The organism is Leptospira terpstrae serovar Hualin str. LT 11-33 = ATCC 700639 (assembly GCF_000332495.1).
In the GTDB taxonomy this organism is placed as follows: Bacteria; Spirochaetota; Leptospiria; order Leptospirales; family Leptospiraceae; genus Leptospira_A; species Leptospira_A terpstrae.
The window spans coordinates 1-16,995 of sequence record NZ_AOGW02000023.1 but is presented as its reverse complement, the minus strand read 5'-3'; the positions used below and the strand labels follow the sequence as shown (position 1 = coordinate 16,995).

At 38.5% G+C, this 16,995-nt stretch carries 16 protein-coding genes and 2 pseudogenes; 11 read left to right on the top strand and 7 right to left on the bottom strand.

The window, feature by feature from the left end:
• Window positions 1-105: 105 nt before the first annotated feature.
• Window positions 106-831 (bottom strand): ubiquinone/menaquinone biosynthesis methyltransferase, encoded by a 726-nt coding sequence (locus LEP1GSC203_RS18325; protein WP_002975766.1) that lies wholly within the window; start codon window positions 829-831, stop codon window positions 106-108.
• Between the two features lie 16 nt (window positions 832-847).
• Here LEP1GSC203_RS18325 and LEP1GSC203_RS18320 point away from each other — a divergent pair, with 16 nt between their 5' ends.
• Together LEP1GSC203_RS18320 and LEP1GSC203_RS18315 are read left to right on the top strand one after the other, a co-directional pair.
• On the top strand, window positions 848-1,312 hold the full coding sequence (locus tag LEP1GSC203_RS18320; RefSeq protein WP_002975639.1) for a MotA/TolQ/ExbB proton channel family protein: 465 nt from the start codon (window positions 848-850) through the stop codon (window positions 1,310-1,312).
• Entirely contained in the window at window positions 1,309-1,704 is a 396-nt protein-coding gene (locus tag LEP1GSC203_RS18315; RefSeq protein WP_002975669.1) for an ExbD/TolR family protein, read from the top strand. Before LEP1GSC203_RS18320 ends, LEP1GSC203_RS18315 begins: the two co-directional genes overlap by 4 nt.
• On the opposite strand, the gene LEP1GSC203_RS18310 is transcribed toward LEP1GSC203_RS18315, so the two are convergent.
• Together LEP1GSC203_RS18310 and LEP1GSC203_RS18305 are read right to left on the bottom strand one after the other, a co-directional pair.
• Window positions 1,688-3,688, bottom strand: a complete 2,001-nt coding sequence (locus LEP1GSC203_RS18310) for a PAS domain-containing sensor histidine kinase (protein ID WP_002975789.1) — start codon at window positions 3,686-3,688, stop codon at window positions 1,688-1,690. The two genes, LEP1GSC203_RS18315 and LEP1GSC203_RS18310, sit on opposite strands and share 17 nt — an antisense overlap.
• Window positions 3,685-4,818, bottom strand: coding sequence for a PP2C family protein-serine/threonine phosphatase (locus tag LEP1GSC203_RS18305; protein WP_002975597.1), 1,134 nt, complete (start codon window positions 4,816-4,818; stop codon window positions 3,685-3,687). The genes LEP1GSC203_RS18310 and LEP1GSC203_RS18305 overlap by 4 nt, the downstream gene beginning before the upstream one ends.
• Window positions 4,819-4,893: 75 nt before the next feature.
• Between LEP1GSC203_RS18305 and dinB the strand changes: the two genes are divergently transcribed.
• The 3 genes from dinB to LEP1GSC203_RS18290 are packed head-to-tail and all read left to right on the top strand — an operon-like array spanning window position 4,894 to window position 7,486.
• Entirely contained in the window at window positions 4,894-5,970 is a 1,077-nt protein-coding gene (gene dinB, locus LEP1GSC203_RS18300) for a DNA polymerase IV (RefSeq protein WP_002975805.1), read from the top strand.
• A 3-nt stretch (window positions 5,971-5,973) separates the two neighbouring features.
• Window positions 5,974-6,675 (top strand): alpha/beta hydrolase, encoded by a 702-nt coding sequence (locus tag LEP1GSC203_RS18295; protein WP_002975711.1) that lies wholly within the window; start codon window positions 5,974-5,976, stop codon window positions 6,673-6,675.
• A 52-nt stretch (window positions 6,676-6,727) separates the two neighbouring features.
• Window positions 6,728-7,486, top strand: a complete 759-nt coding sequence (locus tag LEP1GSC203_RS18290; RefSeq protein WP_002975780.1) for a DUF547 domain-containing protein — start codon at window positions 6,728-6,730, stop codon at window positions 7,484-7,486.
• Window positions 7,487-7,531: 45 nt separating this feature from the next.
• On the opposite strand, the gene LEP1GSC203_RS18285 is transcribed toward LEP1GSC203_RS18290, so the two are convergent.
• The 3 genes from LEP1GSC203_RS18285 to LEP1GSC203_RS18275 all read right to left on the bottom strand — a co-directional run bounded on the left by LEP1GSC203_RS18285 (window position 7,532) and on the right by LEP1GSC203_RS18275 (window position 11,525).
• On the bottom strand, window positions 7,532-7,951 hold the full coding sequence (locus LEP1GSC203_RS18285; RefSeq protein ID WP_002975742.1) for an OsmC family protein: 420 nt from the start codon (window positions 7,949-7,951) through the stop codon (window positions 7,532-7,534).
• Between the two features lie 49 nt (window positions 7,952-8,000).
• Window positions 8,001-8,636, bottom strand: a complete 636-nt coding sequence (locus LEP1GSC203_RS18280) for a peroxiredoxin (RefSeq protein WP_002975579.1) — start codon at window positions 8,634-8,636, stop codon at window positions 8,001-8,003.
• A gap of 117 nt (window positions 8,637-8,753) precedes the next feature.
• Window positions 8,754-11,525, bottom strand: coding sequence for an adenylate/guanylate cyclase domain-containing protein (locus tag LEP1GSC203_RS18275; protein ID WP_002975760.1), 2,772 nt, complete (start codon window positions 11,523-11,525; stop codon window positions 8,754-8,756).
• Window positions 11,526-11,698: 173 nt separating this feature from the next.
• On the opposite strand from LEP1GSC203_RS18275, the gene LEP1GSC203_RS20055 reads away from it, so the two are divergent.
• The 6 genes and pseudogenes from LEP1GSC203_RS20055 (at window position 11,699) to LEP1GSC203_RS18245 (ending at window position 16,098) form a co-directional block, all read left to right on the top strand.
• On the top strand, window positions 11,699-12,082 hold the full coding sequence (locus LEP1GSC203_RS20055) for an FAD-dependent oxidoreductase (RefSeq protein WP_002975649.1): 384 nt from the start codon (window positions 11,699-11,701) through the stop codon (window positions 12,080-12,082).
• Window positions 12,083-12,103: 21 nt separating this feature from the next.
• Window positions 12,104-13,111, top strand: a pseudogene (locus LEP1GSC203_RS18265) (FAD-dependent oxidoreductase); the annotation flags it as partial.
• A gap of 114 nt (window positions 13,112-13,225) precedes the next feature.
• Entirely contained in the window at window positions 13,226-13,723 is a 498-nt protein-coding gene (locus tag LEP1GSC203_RS18260; protein WP_084765034.1) for an RNA polymerase sigma factor, read from the top strand.
• A 6-nt stretch (window positions 13,724-13,729) separates the two neighbouring features.
• The gene (locus tag LEP1GSC203_RS18255) at window positions 13,730-14,770 is read left to right on the top strand and encodes a FecR family protein (RefSeq protein ID WP_002975692.1); all 1,041 of its coding nucleotides are present in this window, start codon (window positions 13,730-13,732) and stop codon (window positions 14,768-14,770) included.
• An 80-nt stretch (window positions 14,771-14,850) separates the two neighbouring features.
• Window positions 14,851-15,396, top strand: a complete 546-nt coding sequence (locus LEP1GSC203_RS18250; protein ID WP_002975676.1) for a hypothetical protein — start codon at window positions 14,851-14,853, stop codon at window positions 15,394-15,396.
• A gap of 309 nt (window positions 15,397-15,705) precedes the next feature.
• Window positions 15,706-16,098, top strand: coding sequence for a TIGR04452 family lipoprotein (locus LEP1GSC203_RS18245; RefSeq protein WP_039938457.1), 393 nt, complete (start codon window positions 15,706-15,708; stop codon window positions 16,096-16,098).
• A gap of 289 nt (window positions 16,099-16,387) precedes the next feature.
• Here LEP1GSC203_RS18245 and LEP1GSC203_RS18240 read toward each other — a convergent pair.
• Window positions 16,388-16,975: pseudogene (locus tag LEP1GSC203_RS18240) on the bottom strand (integrase core domain-containing protein); the annotation flags it as partial.
• Window positions 16,976-16,995 lie beyond the last annotated feature (20 nt).

The following is a 16,995-nucleotide window of genomic DNA, read 5'->3' as shown; positions in this document are numbered from 1 at the left end:
TAGGGAAATCCATTGGATTTTTGGGGGGATGTACGATGAGAGGATAAAAAAAGAACAAAAAAAGAATCAAATCAGACATAAATCGGATTTGATTCCCATTTAACTTTAGTTTGTTGCAACGTGTGCTACTGCATTTCCAAATACAAAGTTTTGAAATCGAACATTTTGGAATCCCAATTCTTTGAGGATATTGGCGAGTGTCTCTTGGTCAGGATAGGCTTTGGAAGAATGGGGGAGATAATCAAACATCTCGTTTTCCTTTCCATAAAGCAAATACCCAAAAAGAGGTACAATTTTGAAAAAATAAAAATCGGCAAAGAATTTAAGAAAGGCTGGTCTTACTCGTCCCACATCCAAATTCACAAAGACTCCATCTTTCTTTAACACTCGTTTGATTTCCAATAGGCACTTCTTTAAATCAGAGACATTTCTTAATCCAAAACCCATTGTCACGATGTCGAAACTCCCATCTTTAAATTGACTGAGATCCATCGCATCCCCAAGGAGAAGTTGGACTCTTGGGTCTTTGGGGATTTTGTGGAAGGCAAAAGACAACATCTTTTCAGAAAAATCAAGGCCTACAATTTGATCCAGCTGTGGTTCCTTCCAGAGACGAAGGGCAATGTCCCCGGTCCCACAACAAAGGTCTAAGGCAGATTTCGCTTTCGGGACGCATTTTTTTGCTTCTCTGACCACCCAATCCTTCCAGACACGATGGAGAAAAAAGCTATTCCAATCGTTAAACCTGTCATAGGCCTTGGCGATTCCGTCAAAATTAGTTCTTACATATTCCGGTTTCTTTTCTTGGGATGGCAGTTGGTATTGGTTCATAGAGGTCGATACATCCATGAATTGGACATTTTCAATTCCCGCAATTTTGATTTTTATTCTTCTTTTTTGTTTTTCCCTGACTTCCTTTTATTTTTTCTTTCGAATCGTGCTCGGGTTAAAGAAATTAGAGGACAGGGATTTTCGTTCAGAGGTTTTTCCAAAGGAACCAACAGAAGCAGAGTTAGAATTGTTCTTTTCTCCTTTGGAAAGAACAATCCATTGGTTGCCAACCATAGCCTCGCTCTCCATGCTTCTTGGTTTACTCGGGACAGTTATTGGAATTAACTCTGCTTTTGGTGCCATGGAAGCCCAAGGGAAAGTCAGCTTAGAGGTATTAGCTGGTGGAATCAAAGATGCATTGAATACAACAATTGCAGGATTATTAGTAGCAATTCCATCTTTGTATTTTCATCGATTTTCAGAAAACAAAATTAAGTATATTTCGGAACTTATGGTAAAGGATTTTTCTAAAGGCCAATGAAACTCCGTAAATCAAAATTGGACTCATCGATTGATATCAGCAGTCTTATCGATGTATTGTTTATTTTATTAATATTTTTAATGTTAGCCGTTCGATTTACTGAATCAACATCCACTTTACAATTAGATCTTCCAAAAACTAAAACAGAATCTATTGGTGAGGAATCTCCAAAATACAAAATTCAAATCAACCACTTAGGTGCGATTTTTTTGGATGGGATAGAAACACCAAAAAATTCACTTACAATCCTCATTCCCAAAAATGAAGATGGGAAATCATCAATTGTTTTAGAAGTAGATAAGAAAGCATTATTTGAATCTTTTATTTTTGTAACAGATTTATTAAAATCGAAAGGATACCAAAAAGTTGATATCATCACTCTAAAGGATTAGAGGATTGAACCAAATCGATCAGAAATTTAAACTTTTTATTTTTCACTTTTTGTTCTAATATTTTTTTACCTTTATCATCAGTTTGGATGGCATCAAGGACACCGACAAGTTGCCCAAAGTTTTGAATGCGAATCAATTGTAAAATTTCTCGTTTCAGGGCAGGAGCCGATGTGTTTAAAAAAGTTTGTACAAACTCCTCTTCTGATTCTTCCAGTTTCATTGTTTCTCCAAGTTCTTTGGTATGAGTAAGACTAATTTTTGATTTTTGAACCAACTCACCTGGAATGATTTCTAATCGAGTTAAAGGAATTTCAAACCAGAATTCGGAACCTTCTCCAATGATACTTTTGACATGGATAGAACCACCTAAAAACTCAACTAACTGGTGACAGATGGAAAGGCCAAGTCCAGTTCCTTCTTTGTAGGAACTTCCTTGTTCTGTTTGTTGGAATGCCTCGAAGATAGAATGTAATTGGTCATTTGGAATTCCTATTCCTGTATCTTTTACTACAAATTGAACCATATCGAAAGAATGTTCTGGAGAACGTTGGATTTTGATTTCTAAACTTACAGCACCTTGGTTTGTAAACTTCAAAGCATTCCCAAGTAAATTAACTAGAATTTGGCGTATTTTTTGTAAATCTGCTTCGTAATAACAAGAATCAATCGCGGATGGATTTAAAAGTTCAAAACTGATCGATTTTTCAGAAAACCGATAGGAAAACATAGAGAATAAAGTATCCCAAAGTTGGACTAATGAAAAACGTTCGCGGGATTCGGTCATCTTCCCTGCTTCAATTTTCGAAAGATCCAAAATGTCATTAATCATTCCGAGTAAATGGACTCCGTTTTCATACAGAGAATTAACATATCCTTTTAAATGGTTCGGAAGGTTAGGATCCTTTTCTAAAATCTGAGAAAATCCAATCACAGCATGAAGGGGAGTCCTTAGTTCATGTGTAATTTTAGAAAAGAAAACAGATTTTGAACGATTTGCTTTGATGGCCGCTTCCACAGCTTTTTGTAATCGTTTGTTTTGTAATTCGATCTTTTGTGAATAATCGTTTAACTTATCTTCTGCTATTTTCCTGTCAGTAATATCGAAAACTGTGGACTTACTGATAACAAAATTTCCTGTTTTATCGTAGGTTGCCGTTGAATTTAGGCTTACGAAAAAAGTAGATTTATCCTTTCTTAAAAATTCTAACTCAACTCCTGTTAAATTTTCGTTTGGAAAAGATTCAGTAATTAATTTATATTTGTCCTGGCTACTTTCTGTGAGTAAGTCACTAAATTTAAAGTTTCCAACAATTTCTTCTCTAGCATAACCTAACCAATCTAACTCAGTGTCGTTGATAGAAACAATTGTATGGTCCTTGTCAAGGGAATGATACCCACAGGGAGCATTGTTGTAGAGATCCAATATCCTTTCATAGGACTTCATTAAATTTTCTTCGGCAATCTTCCTGTTGGTAATGTCGTTCCCAATCGAAAGTACTTCGTATGGATATCCAAATTCATTTTTTAAAATACGATTGGACCAGGTGACCGTTCGTTTGTCATTTTCTCCGATGAATACATCATATTCTTGACGGATGTTTTGTTCTGGCCTATGAAATATATTCCATAATTGAGATTTTACTTCATTGGATTTTTCAAAAGGTATTTGAAACAAATCTAATACTACATCTTTTCCTTCCGCTGCTTCTCTTCCAATTTGAAAAAATTCTTCTGCATACGGATTGATAGAATGGATTTTAAAATCAGGACTCCAACGAATGATGATAGAGTTTGCCGTATCATAAATGTCTTGGTATTGTTTTTCTTTGTCGCGGATTGTGCGTTCGATTTCTTCAGAATTACTTAAATTTTTTCGAAAAAGAATAAGTCTTAATTTTTTTTCTCTCCTATAAGCATTGTGGTAGTAATAGGCCGCAAACAACAATCCAGATGCAATCAGGATCGCAAGAAATTCATCAATCATTTGATTTCCAAAAGTAACATAGTCATATCGTCAGCTACTTTCCCACCGGAATAATCCAAGACTTCCTCCTGGACGGATTCGAGGAACTCTCTTCCAGAAAGATGGATTCGACTTTCAATGAGTTCCGAAAATTTTTGATCACCTAAATATTCTTCCTTATCGTTGGGGACTTCAAACATTCCATCCGAAAAAAGAAATAACCTATCACCTGAATTTAAAAATAAGTCTTCATTTTCTGCATTGAGTTGGTCAGGAAACATCATAAGGCAAAAACCTTTAGTACCTAATTTGATGATCTTTTTGTCTCGAATGAGAAACATATTATGGTGTCCTGCCATTGAGTAGGACAGTAAGTTCTCCTCTGCTTTATACCGGATATAAATGGCACTTATAAAATGTGTGCTGATTAGTGGCGTAAGGGTACTATGAATCCAATACAAACTTTCGCTTGGCGATAAAAAAGATTTGTCCATGGTTTTAAATGTGATGATTGCCATCAGAGAAACCATTGCAGCTGCAATCCCATGTCCTGTTACATCGCCAAATAGTATATCTAAGTCTCCAGAAGGTAGCAGATCATAGGTGATTAGATCTCCACCAACCAAGTCCATTGGTTTGTATGAAGTATAAATTTGGTATAGCGGAGAAGGTGGGAATTGGAAACTGACTAAATTTTCTTGGTTTGATTTTGCAAGTTCCAAATCTTTTTGGATGGCTTGTAAAAGATCGATCCTTTCTTTTTCTAAAGTTTTGATTTTGATATGAGTTCTGATTCTTGCTAAAATTTCTGACTCTTGAAATGGTTTGGTAATGTAATCAACAGCTCCGGTTTCCAATCCTTTGACAATGTCACTGGTTTCATTCAGTGCTGATAAAAAAAGAATTGGGGTGTTTTTTGAACGATCCATAGTAAGCAGACGTTTGGCGACATCAAGCCCACTAATTCCTGGCAACAAAATATCGAGTAAAATTAAATCAAAATCGAGTGCTTCTGCCAGTTCTAATGCATATTCACCATCGTAGGCAACAGCCACTTCATATCCTTGGTTCAGCAAAATATGAGTGATAATTTCTATATTGGTTTCGTTATCATCGACAACCAAAATTTTTGCCGCTGGTTTTGTGTACACAATTCATGAAGGATTCTTTGCAAAAAACATTTGGCAAGAGATTTTTATTCTAGTTTGATTCTATAAGATAGAGAAATGAAAAAGATCATCCACATCGACATGGACGCGTTTTATGCTTCAGTGGAACAAAGAGACTTCCCCGAGATGCGTGGAAAACCTGTTGTTGTGGGTGGATCTCCTCATTCTCGAGGTGTGGTCTGCGCTGCCAGTTATGAAGCAAGAAAATTTGGCGTTCGATCTGCCATTCCCTGTTTTCAGGCATTTAAACTTTGCCCCGAAGCTATTTTTACTCCACCCAGGTTTGAAGTGTATAAAACAGTTTCTAAAGAAATTAGATCCATTTTTTTAGAATACACGGACCTGGTAGAACCTTTGTCTTTAGATGAAGCTTATTTGGATGTCACTTCGAACAAATTAGAAATCCCATTGGCAAGTACCATTGCTAGAGAAATCAGAAAAAAAATCTTTGAACGCACTGGCCTCACTTGTTCTGCAGGTGTGGCTCAAAATAAATTTTTAGCAAAGATGGCATCTGAAAAAAATAAACCTAACGGATTGTATGTGGTTCTTCCTGGCGATGAAGAAAAATTTTTGGATGACCTTCCCTTATATAACTTTCATGGGATTGGAAAAAAAACCTATGAGAGGCTTTCGTTACTCGGATTTACGAAAGGATCAGAATTACGTAAAGCAGAGGAATCTTTTTTAATTCAGGAATTTGGAAAGATGGGAGCAGTATTTTATCGAATGGCAAGGGGGCTTGATGACCGGGAAGTGATTCCTTTTCGAGATCCCAAATCTATCGGAGTGGAAACTACGTTTACCCATGATTCGGAAGACTTTTCCTATTTAATTCTTACATTAGAATCTCTATCCCAAGAACTTGAAGAGAGGATGAACCGGAAAAACAAACAAGGCAAAACACTCACTTTAAAAATAAAATTTGAAGATTTTACAGTGAAACAAAAATCTATTTCATCCGACTCTGTTTTCTACTTGGCAGACAACCTTTTTCAACAATCCTCGAATTTGTTGGCAAATGTTTGGAAGGAAAACACCGATCCATTTAAAAAAATTCGACTTTTAGGAATTTCTGTTACCAACTTTATTTCAGATACTATCAATCAGGACCAACCTTCACTTTTCGGTTAAACTATGTTAGACAACGACAACGATTTAGAATCTCTCGGACCTTTAAAAGTACTTCGAGTCCAAGGTGATCCAGATGCACCTACGGTAGTATTATTCCATGGTTATGGTGCTAGTGCTTTTGATTTATTTCCCATTCATGAAGTATTAGTCACAGATCAAAAATTCAACTGGGTATTTCCGCATGGCCATCTGAGTATCCCTCTGATGCCTGGTTATTCAGGGCGGGCATGGTTTCCGATTGATATGGCAGCATTGGAAGAAGCCATTCGCAATAATGATTTCAGAAATTTTGCTGATAAAGATCCTGAAGGTATGGATGTTGCGCGTCAGGCAGCATACTTAATGTTAGATGCCCTTGGGGTTCCTTGGAACCAATTAATTTTAGGTGGGTTTTCTCAAGGAGCTATGCTTGCCACCGATCTAACTCTAAGAAATGAGGAAATAGCGAAAGGACTCATGATTCTTTCAGGTGCACTCGTCAATGAATCACTATGGAAGGAATTGGCTCCAAAAAAATCGAATCTAAGGTTTTTCCAATCACATGGTGAGTTCGATCCTATTCTTGGTTATGCGAACGCAAAAAAACTAGAAAAGTTACTTCGTAACTCAGGTCTTCTTGGAGAGTTCATCGCATTTAACGGGGGCCATGAAATTCCTGCTCCTGTTGTCCAAGGGATCAGTCGTTATTTGAATAGTTTATCTTAAAATTCTAGTTGGCAAACCAATTGGGATCAGTCTAAGTTTTTGGATGGTCATTATGAAACAGTTTCTCATTACCTTTCTTTGTTTTGGTTTATGGCAAGGCATCTCCGCTGAGGGGTTCGATCACAAACATTTAGTTTGGGACTCACTTTTGAAAAAGTATGTAAAGAATGGTCTTGTTTCCTACAAAGGAATTCAATCGGAAGAAGGTACTTTTCGTCAATACCTAGATAACCTTTCCAAAGTTTCTGAGTCCCAATACCAAGGATTTACAGAAAAAGAAAAACAAAGTTTTCTCATCAACGCCTACAATGCATTTACAGTTAAATTGATACTCGACCACTATCCTGTCGAAAGTATTACAGAAATTGGATCTCCATTTTCGAAAATCAACTTGGCTCGCGGGATCCCTTGGAAAAAAGAATTTTTCACTCTGCTTGGAAAATCAAGGCACTTGGATTGGATTGAACATGAAAAATTGAGAAAGGACTTTAATGAACCAAGGATCCATTTTGCGATTGTTTGTGCTTCCATTGGGTGCCCTCATTTGGTATCCGAAGCCTACACCGCATCTGCTTTAGAAAAACAACTCCAAGCAGCAAAACTTGGTTTCTTAAAAAATCCGAAAAAAAATTCATATGATAAAACAACGAACACTTTGTACTTAAGCAAAATCTTCAGTTGGTTTCAAACAGATTTTACAAAAAAAACAACTCTCATTCAATACGTACAAGAAGGATTTGAAGAACCTATCAAACCAGATGCTAAAATTGTTTATAATGAATACAGTTGGGATTTGAACGAGTTGAAATAGAGGAAGAGTTTTATTGATAAATGATGCCGGTAATTACCACCGGTATCATTGTGACACTAATTCAAATTCATAAGTGATCGTTGCAGTTTTTTCTAGTGTTTTGGCAACAGAACAATATTTTTCTAAACTGAGATCAATCGCACGTTTGACTTGTTCCTCTTTAAAGTCACCTTTTACTTTGAATTTCATATGGATGGATTTAAATAGATTGGCTTCTTCGACTTTTTCGCGGTCAGCATCCACTTCCACAGAGTAGTCTTTGACTTCGATTCTGTGTTTGTTTAGGATCATGAGAACATCAATGCTACTGCAACCAGCAAGTCCCATAATCAAAAGTTCCATAGGCCTTGGTCCAGAATTCTTTCCCCCAATTTCAGGGGAGGCATCGATACGAATGGAGTTTCCGGATTCGTTCCGAGCCTCCAAAACATAAGGGGATTCGATTCGATTCAGTTTGATATTCATAAATTAAAAAATGAAAGAATGAAGCGGGTCTTTGACCCGCTATTCTATACTACTTATTTGGTTGTGGTGTGTAACGTAAATAAGGTTTGATGGTGCGAAATCCTTTTGGGAATTTTTTCTTTGCATCTTCATCAGAAACGGATGGAACTATGATTGTATCTTCTCCGTCTTTCCAGTTAGCAGGAGTTGCCACACTAAACTGAGAAGTGAGTTGTAAAGAGTCAATCACACGTAAAAGTTCGTCAAAGTTTCTTCCAGTAGAGGCAGGGTAGGTGAGAGTTAACTTCACTTTTTTGTCTGGTCCTACTACAAATACCGAACGAACAGTAGTGGTTTCGCTAGCATTGGGGTGGATCATATCGTAAAGATTCGATACTTTACGATCGGCATCAGCAATGATAGGGTAGTTCACTTTGGTTCCTTGAGTTTCGTTGATATCAGAGATCCAACCTTTGTGGCTGTCGACTGGGTCCACGGAAAGTGCGATTACTTTCACATTTCGTTTTTCGAACTCTGGTTTGATTTTTGCTACATACCCAAGTTCAGTTGTACAAACGGGAGTATAATCTTTGGGGTGAGAAAATAAAATCCCCCAACCTTGTCCTAAATATTCATGAAAGTCAATTTTACCTTCAGAGGTTTCCGCTTGGAAATTGGGTGCTTCATCGCCTAAACGTAGTGCCATGATTTGTCTCCTGTAAGATCAGATGTTCCCAATTTAGAAATCTTGTCTAAAAAAGCAAGAATTTGTTATACTTTATTGGAGGAAATTTCCATTTTATTGAAATATTCCGCAGATTTCTTACTTTTTCGTGCGAGTGAATGCCCCGTCCCAATCTGGTTCTGGTGGGGTTTCCAGATAGTATTGGCATCGTTCCCAAAGTAATTTGCAGGCCTCATCTCCATTTGTAGTAAGCAAGGTGTAGAATTTTTTACCGGCTTCGTCGAATTTTCGGTTCAAATAAGAGAATAGGGCACTTTCGTAGGCTTCCACAAATTTATGATCTGCCTCTGTTTCGTCCCCTTTTTTGGTACGGACTTCAAACAGTGTGACAGGTTTTGTTTTGCCTTTCACTCGAACAATATCCAGTTTCCGAGTGAAAAAGTGAGTTTTTACTTCATCATGAACAAACTCAGAAACCAAAATACAAACGCCATAATCTTTACCTGCCGCCTCAAGCCTTGCCGCAAGATTGACTGTATCTCCCATCATCGTATAGGAGGCTAGGGCATCAGTTCCCATAAATCCAACCTTCGCATAACCCATGTTTAGTCCAATTCGAAACTTCATGGCGTGTGCTTCTGGAATGTATTTATTATTTGTTTTCCATTGTTCTTTTAAAATTTCTAACTTATCCCTCATTTCAACGCTGGCAGAAACAGCTTTCAAACAATGGTTTTCCACATCCAGGGGAGCATTAAAAATTCCAACGATAGCATCCCCTATGTATTTATCCAAAACTCCATCATGGTGTTTAAGAATGATAGTCATTGCCGATAAATATTCGTTAAGAAGGTTTGCGAGTTCTTTAGAGTTTAGTTTTTCTGATATAGCACTAAAACCAGCAATATCAGAAAAGAAAGCTGTGATGACTTTTTCACTTCCTTGTTTTAGTTTTTCGAGGTCTTTTAGTGCTTCGCCGACCACAACTGGGTCCACCATACTTCCGAGTACACCACGCATTTTTTCTCGTTCTTTGAGTCCGGAAACCATCTGGTTGAGTGCTACCGTTAGATTTCCAAATTCATCATTCCCGCCATCATCAAAATGGACATGGAGATTCCCTTGGCCTACATCTTCTGCGCTGCGAATGATCTTTCTAATTTTTTGGACTACAACTCCGGAGATAAAGATCGCAAATAGAATTGCCACCAAACAGATCGTAATGGCAGAAAGTACAATTTGATTTCTATTGTCTTTGATGGCTCGGATACCATCGGTCCTATCCACAAGAGTTCGAATGAGTCCTGAAAAATTATCTCGTAGTACAAGGTTTGGAACATTTTCCGATTCCAATAGATGGGTTCCATCTAACTTCCACATGATTTCTTCTGATTCACTTCGGGAGTGGCCAAAACTCCCATCAGGGAATAGTCTTTTTAATTCTTTTGTAGGAGTTTCTTGTTCCGCATTGACTATCCATTTGCGAATGGCCTTCCACCTGTTCCTTTGGATTTCCCTGGACTCCGGTTCCTGATAATACCTTTCGTATTCGGTGGGATCGGTTTTGAATTTCATTAAAATCCAGTCTTCTAAAGTCACATCGCGTAAACTTCTTAAAGTTTCGATTTTTTCCCAATTTTCTTCTGGAATCGGATAGTTTGCAGTTACCGCATCAAAAATTTGGTCTCTCGATTCAATGAGTTCATTGTAGGATTTATAAAAACTAGTAAATAGTTTGTCCTTAGCTGGAGGAATTGGCGGTTTCGCATTTTTTAAGAATTGAATGCGGTCTCTGAGTTTAGGAATGAGTTCCGAAAGTTCATTGGTAATTCGAAAATCTTCTTTGATGACTTCACGATAATCACCTAATTTCGATTGTACGCTCACTAAATGGAAAGCACGTTTTGTTGAGTTTTGGTGACGGAAGAGTGGAGAATGTAATGCCTGGATTTCTCTGTCTTCCCATTCATAAACATATTGTTTTGCATCTTCGTCTAACGCAGAGATGACATCCGACAAACGTTGGAAGGATTCCACCAAACTTTCTTCCATTTGGTCAAACTGATCGATTTTTGCCAGGGGAGAGGTATTGTCGATAATTTGAGTATCGAAAGAAGCGAGTGAAGTCTCACCTGGAATCATTGCAGAAAGAGGGAAGGTTTGGATTCGGAAGAGTTGGGTGTCAAGGCCCAGTTCTTCTAGTTTGCGTTTTTTGGAATCTGCATAAAACTTTGCAATGAAAAGGTCCAATTGCGATTTATGATTTCGAATTTCTTTTTTAAGATTTTTAATATTGGTTTCCCAATTTAATTTTGCTTCTGGATCTTCCGGAGGTGTTTGTTTTTGGGCTTCTATATATTTTTCTTCGTTGCGAACATAAGAAGAAGCAAGGTGCACCAGAGTGTTCCATTCTCTTTCGCTGATATTACGGTTGGCTGCTTCGCGGAGTTGATGGCGGATCTCTCGTTCTAATACATCCACATCATCTTTGGTAAGATACACTGAAAAGAAGGTATCTACCTTCTTTACCACTTTCGATGTACCTAGGGATCCAAAAAGGTTGGTTTTGAATCCAAAAACAGATACCGTCTTTTTTTTGGTCACGACTTTAGCAGTTCGGTATTTTTTTAGTTCCTCTCTTTGTCTTTCTATCCTGGATTTGAATTCTTCAATTCGGATTAAGTTTTGCGAGATATTCTCAATCTCCATTACCAAACTTGCGATAAAATTTTTGGAGACTGCAGCTTGTTTTTCATAACTTTCCGAAAGGATGGCTGTTTGTTGGCGGACAGTAATGATGGAAAGTAAAAGAATTGTTAAGGCGATTAGGGTGCCTGTAAACCAAGCAAGTTTAGCTCTAATTCCTTCGGAAAGGATTTTCCAGACGGAGGTGAGCCCAGATTGGATCATTTTAAAGAATTCCATAGGGATAGTTGAAACATGAGACTCTCAGTTCACAAGGCAAGATATTTTGTATTTCATGTGTTACTTTGTTAGGTGAAAAGTAGGAAGAATCCAATGTAGGTTTGTTCTTTCAATTTTGCTTGCTATTTTTCAATTCGTTCGTATTGTTTTTTTAGCAAATGTCCATCAATCGATTTGATTTACTCGCCATCGGGGGCGGTCCTGCCGCACAAAAAGCTGCTATCCAAGCAAGCAAAATGGGAAAAAAAGCAGCCATCATAGAAAAAGACCCTTACTTGGGTGGTGGTTGTGTCCACTATGGAACCATCCCTTCTAAGTCCTTACAAGAAACCAGTCGTTTCTACAGGAACTTGAAATTGTCCAAACTTCATGGATTACAATCACCACAAACGGCAACACTCACATTGCTCATTGCTTTAGGACAATGTGTGGTGAATCTCAAAGCTCCCATTGAGTACTTCACCGAGCACATTTTTAACTATCCGACCATGATTGGTGCTTATAAAAATGCTGCCAATGACGCCCTTTTAAGAGAAAAATAATCTGGTTCCTTACAAGAACTTATGTTTCGTGCTTCTACGGTAATTGAAAAAGAAGAGGATGTCACCCGTGAACAAATGATCCAAAATCGAGTGACTACACTTACCGGTTGGGGGCAAATTGTGGACGCTAACCATGTAGAGGTCACCGACTCTGCAGGAAGAAAAAAAGTCTATGAAACAGAAAACATATTAATAGCTACTGGGAGTAGTCCTCGTAGGCCAACAAACGAAAACATCCCATTTGAAGATGGATTGATTTACGATAGTGATGGACTTTTTGCCATGAAAAAGATGCCTACTTCTTTGGCAGTTGTTGGCGCAGGAATCATTGGATCGGAATACGCAACGATCTTTGCTCATATTGGTGTTCAAGTACATCTTTTTGATTCACAAAGTAGAATCCTTGGTTTTTTAGATGAAGATATCTCGAATGAAATGACCCGTATCATGCAACAATCGGGGATATCAATTCATGTAGATTCTTCCATTACGAAGTATCACAAACTACCAAACGAGGATGGATTTGAACTGTCAACTAACAAAGGTGAAGTGGTACGAGTCAATCAAGTTTTGATTTCTCGCGGTCGTTTGGGAAATGTAGACAATTTAGGTTTGGAATCTGTCGGAATTGTTCCCAACGACAGAAAACAAATTTTAGTAAACGAAAACTACCAAACAAATGTACCCAATATCTATGCTTGTGGAGATGTCATCGGATTTCCTAGTTTGGCATCAGTATCCATGTACCAAGGAGCTTATGTCGCAAAACATATGTTTGGCCATTCCTCCGTTCCTGTAGATGCAGAAGAATTTCCGATTGGAATTTATACTCTACCGGAAATTGCAACTATTGGACCAACAGAAGAAGCACTAAAGGCACGCGGTGTCAATTATGGTGTGGGAATGGCTCGTTTTGATACCATCACTCGTGCTCAGATCAGTGGTGACCAAGTAGGGCTCTTAAAAATCCTTTTTGATAAACAAACAAGGAGAGTTCTTGGGGTTCATATCATTTCAGATAAAGCAACGGAGAGAATCTGCCCTATCCCGTTTGTTTACTTTTATAGAGAGGAACGGGATTTTACTTGTCAGAGACTCGGTTTTACCAACACATACAAGATTGTGTCAGACAAAGCTGTCTCTATGAGTCAAATTTATGAAAGAAGCCATAAACGTATTTATGACTTCCTTTACAAGTACACTCAAAACGCGGATACGGCAATGGATTTGATGCAAGACAGTTTCTTAAGTTTCCATAAGCACTACGGCGAAGCCGGTCTCTCAGAAGAGAAGTCCGTAATGGTTTTGTATACGATTGCACGCAATTTATCTATCAATTATGCTAAAAAGTTTTCTACAACCCGAGAAATTGCATCCGATGAAATCGAGTTTCATAGCCACAATCCAAGACTAGAAACTAAGGCCGAATACCAAGATTTAGAAGATAGACTTTATTCCTTTTTGGGAGAGCTTTCGGAAGAAGAGCGGTCTGCTTTGTTACTCAAGAATGTGGAAGGATTTCAGCTGGTGCAAATCGCTGAGGTTTTGGGGGTTTCAGTTTCAACCGCTTCTCGTCTGGTCATACGGGCCACGGAGAAGGTGCTTGCGATTGCCAAGAGAGAAAATCTGGTACCGGATTAAAAATCAATGAACGAATTTGATAAGCAACATACAATCGCTAAATGGGAAGAACTTCTACGGAAACCCGCAAAGGTAACGGAGTCCAAGGAATTTCCTTCTTGGGAGACTGTATCGAAACGTAACATCCAATTCGAATACAATCCAAACCAAGCTCCTGTTTCCAATGTTGTTTCATTTTTTCGTAAACCTTTGGGCCTTGCCATTTTCGGTGGGTCAGCTTTGTCTTTAGCTGCGGCTTTGTTTTTTGTTTTCATTCTCAATCCGTCACAACCAAAAAATTCCGAACTTGCTGTCGCTCCTTCCGCTAAAAAAACGACACAAATCGTTTCTCCGCTAAAGGTTTTAGTATCTTCTGTGAAAGGGAAGGTTTCTGTTTTACCACAAGGAAGTTCCCAGCCAGTGCCACTCGTGAAACACTACCAATTGGCATCTGGCGATATTGTCATTACCGATGGTTCCTCTCAAATCGATTTAGATTTTGAAACTGGTTCTTGGATGCGCATCACTCCCAATTCTGAAGTGGTTATGGACGTGATCGAAAAAACAAGTGAGGCTCAATCTCAAAAGTTCTCTGTAAAAAAAGGGAAGTTGTTTGCTTCTGTCTCGAAACTCTCTAAGGACAGTCAGTTTGTTGTCCAAGCAGGTGAACATCTTACACAGGTTAGAGGAACAGTTTTCAGTGTTCAATTTGATGGCAAGTCTGAAGTGGTGGCGGTGCGTGAAGGTTCTGTCGCAGTTGGGGATCTCATCTTAACATCGAAACAACAAACCATTGTAAAATTAGGTGAAGCATTGCCAATAGTTGCGTCTCCTGTAAATCCCAAAGAAGAGAAAGAACTCAAAGCCTTCCAAACTCAAACCATTCTTGCTCGTGAGACTTTGCTATACGAAGAACATGCTAGATTAGAACTTGTACGATTGGATGATGGAACAGAATACCGAGGAGTGATCCTTGGGCAGTCAGAAACTCATCTTCACTTCCAAGGATTGGAAGGTCTTATCGAAATCCCGATACAAAAGATTTTAGAAACAGAAAAAATCCGTTAATCTCTATAAGTTTTTGACAATTTTGTCTTTTTCTGAGAGGCTCATCTCCAACACCCTAGGGGAACACCTTAAAGGAAGCCATGTCGCAAAATCACAAAAAAACCTTCCGTTTTCACTATCTCATCGATAAGGAATTCCAATTAAAGTTTTTAGCTCATTATTCTCTTTTGTTTATATCTGGGGTTCTTGTGACTTTGGGTTTTTTATATTGGCTGAACCAATCCAAGTATGATGGCGGAGCAGTGTTTCGTCTTCGCCAGGATGCACAAACCGTATTTTGGAAGGTAGAAAATGAAGACGCAGCGCCAAGCGAATTGAAAGACAAATTTGTTCCGCGTGAAATATACCTTCCGAACTATGACCACCAATTGAATATGTATACCATTCAATTTGATGCTGTAGTTACTCTCTCAGTCTTGTATTTGCTATTGATCACAGTGTTTTCAGTTTTCAAATCTCATAAGATGGCAGGTCCTGTTTTCAGCATCAAACGTTCTTTGCAGAGAATGGCTTCAGGGGAACCGATTGAAACCATTCGCATTCGTAAGGGAGATGAGTTCCAGGAACTGGTTGAGGTATTGAACGAAGTGATCCAAAAACGAGTGAGCGACGGGTCCAGAAAGTAATCATAACATAACTATGTCGCTTGAGCCCCAAAGAGCCCCCGCCCTGAATTGGGTGGTGGAGGTGGGCTCGTGGGCTTTCCCAAAACCACGCCTAACACAAAACTGCTGATACGACAATCGAGATCTCCATTCTCAAATTTTTTATTCCTAAAAGTTCATATTTAGAATTCACAAATTAAAGATTTTCCTTCGTATTCCAATGAACAGGGTTCAGAACTTTCATCTGAGTTTTAATTTGGTCAGTCTTGGTGCATTTTCTGGATTGTTTCGGTTTGACTTTCCTGTAAGTTCCCTCCAAAATTTCGAATTATGAAAATAAAGAAAAACTACATTCTGTCGAGTTTTATAGTGTTTCTAATGACTGTCGGGACCGGATGCAACCAACCAACGCTTGCTAGGTTAAGTTCCGATAACATTTTGGGTGCTGATGCTAAATCCAAATTACTCGAAGCCTCTCGTCGGATCGATGGCGCAAAATTTGCTCCGTTGGGAGCAGGCTCTGCAGGTGCAGAAGCTTCTTCCTCTCTTTTGAATGGAGTTCTAATTCCAATCCTTGCAGAGATAAATCCAGATAAATATTACAAAAGAGAAACGGTTGATGCTTGTGAAAAAAACATTTATCTCTTAGGTTTAGCTCTTCCTAACTATGCCTCCGTTGAACTGTCTTGTGCTATTGAAGAGGTCACAACCTTCGATTTTTGAAAAAATTCCTGCCACCGATCGTAGCGGAAATCCTTTGCGTAGGCAAAGATTGAAGCGAAGAGCGGGATCGCATAATCAATGAAGTTTTATTATGTGATCCCATCGCGAGGCGCATCATACTTTTGAAATATTACTTGGATTTAGGGATTGTGTTTCTCTGTTGATTCTTACGTGATGCAGTGAGCTTCCCATAATTGATCTTATGTCGCATTGCAATTGGGGACTGTTGTGAGTGTACTCGTACATCCTTTACAGTTTTGTCTCAATACATACTTTACATAAAGATGCATTAAAATCCTGATTCAGACGGTAATGAGGATTGCATTGGATTTTTAAAATGCAACAACTTTCCCGTATACAAATCGATCACACCAAGGCTAACTCCATAAAAATGAATCTTTACATGCCTGTCCGAGATTTCCTCTAAACCAACTTCTTCATCTGCTAACGCGGAAGATAGAAAGATCCGATGGCCTTCAATATGAAGATTCCCTATGTCATTGATTTCTCCAATCATGATGTTTGTTGGATAAGAAGCTTTTACAATCCGTTTTGGGAATTTCCTTTTCGACTTTTGGTAATGGTTAGCAGGAAAAGAATTTTGAATTCCTTCATGTGGTCTTAGGTAATTGAATTCTTTCTGAAAATCTCGAAATGCTTTTTGTTGTGTCTCTAAGCTAGACCTTGGAGGCAAAGCCGTTTCTTCCTTTAAGGTTTTATGCATTCTTTCATGCCTACCATTTTGTTGTGGTTTGCCTGGTTCAATCCGCTCCAACTTGATTCCCAGTTTGATCCACCATACAGAAAGTTTACTAAGCCCTGCCAGCGCATTCGAGGCAAATGGTGGACCGTTGTCAGTTCGAATGGCAAGAGGCATTAGTGTGTGCGTTTAAATAA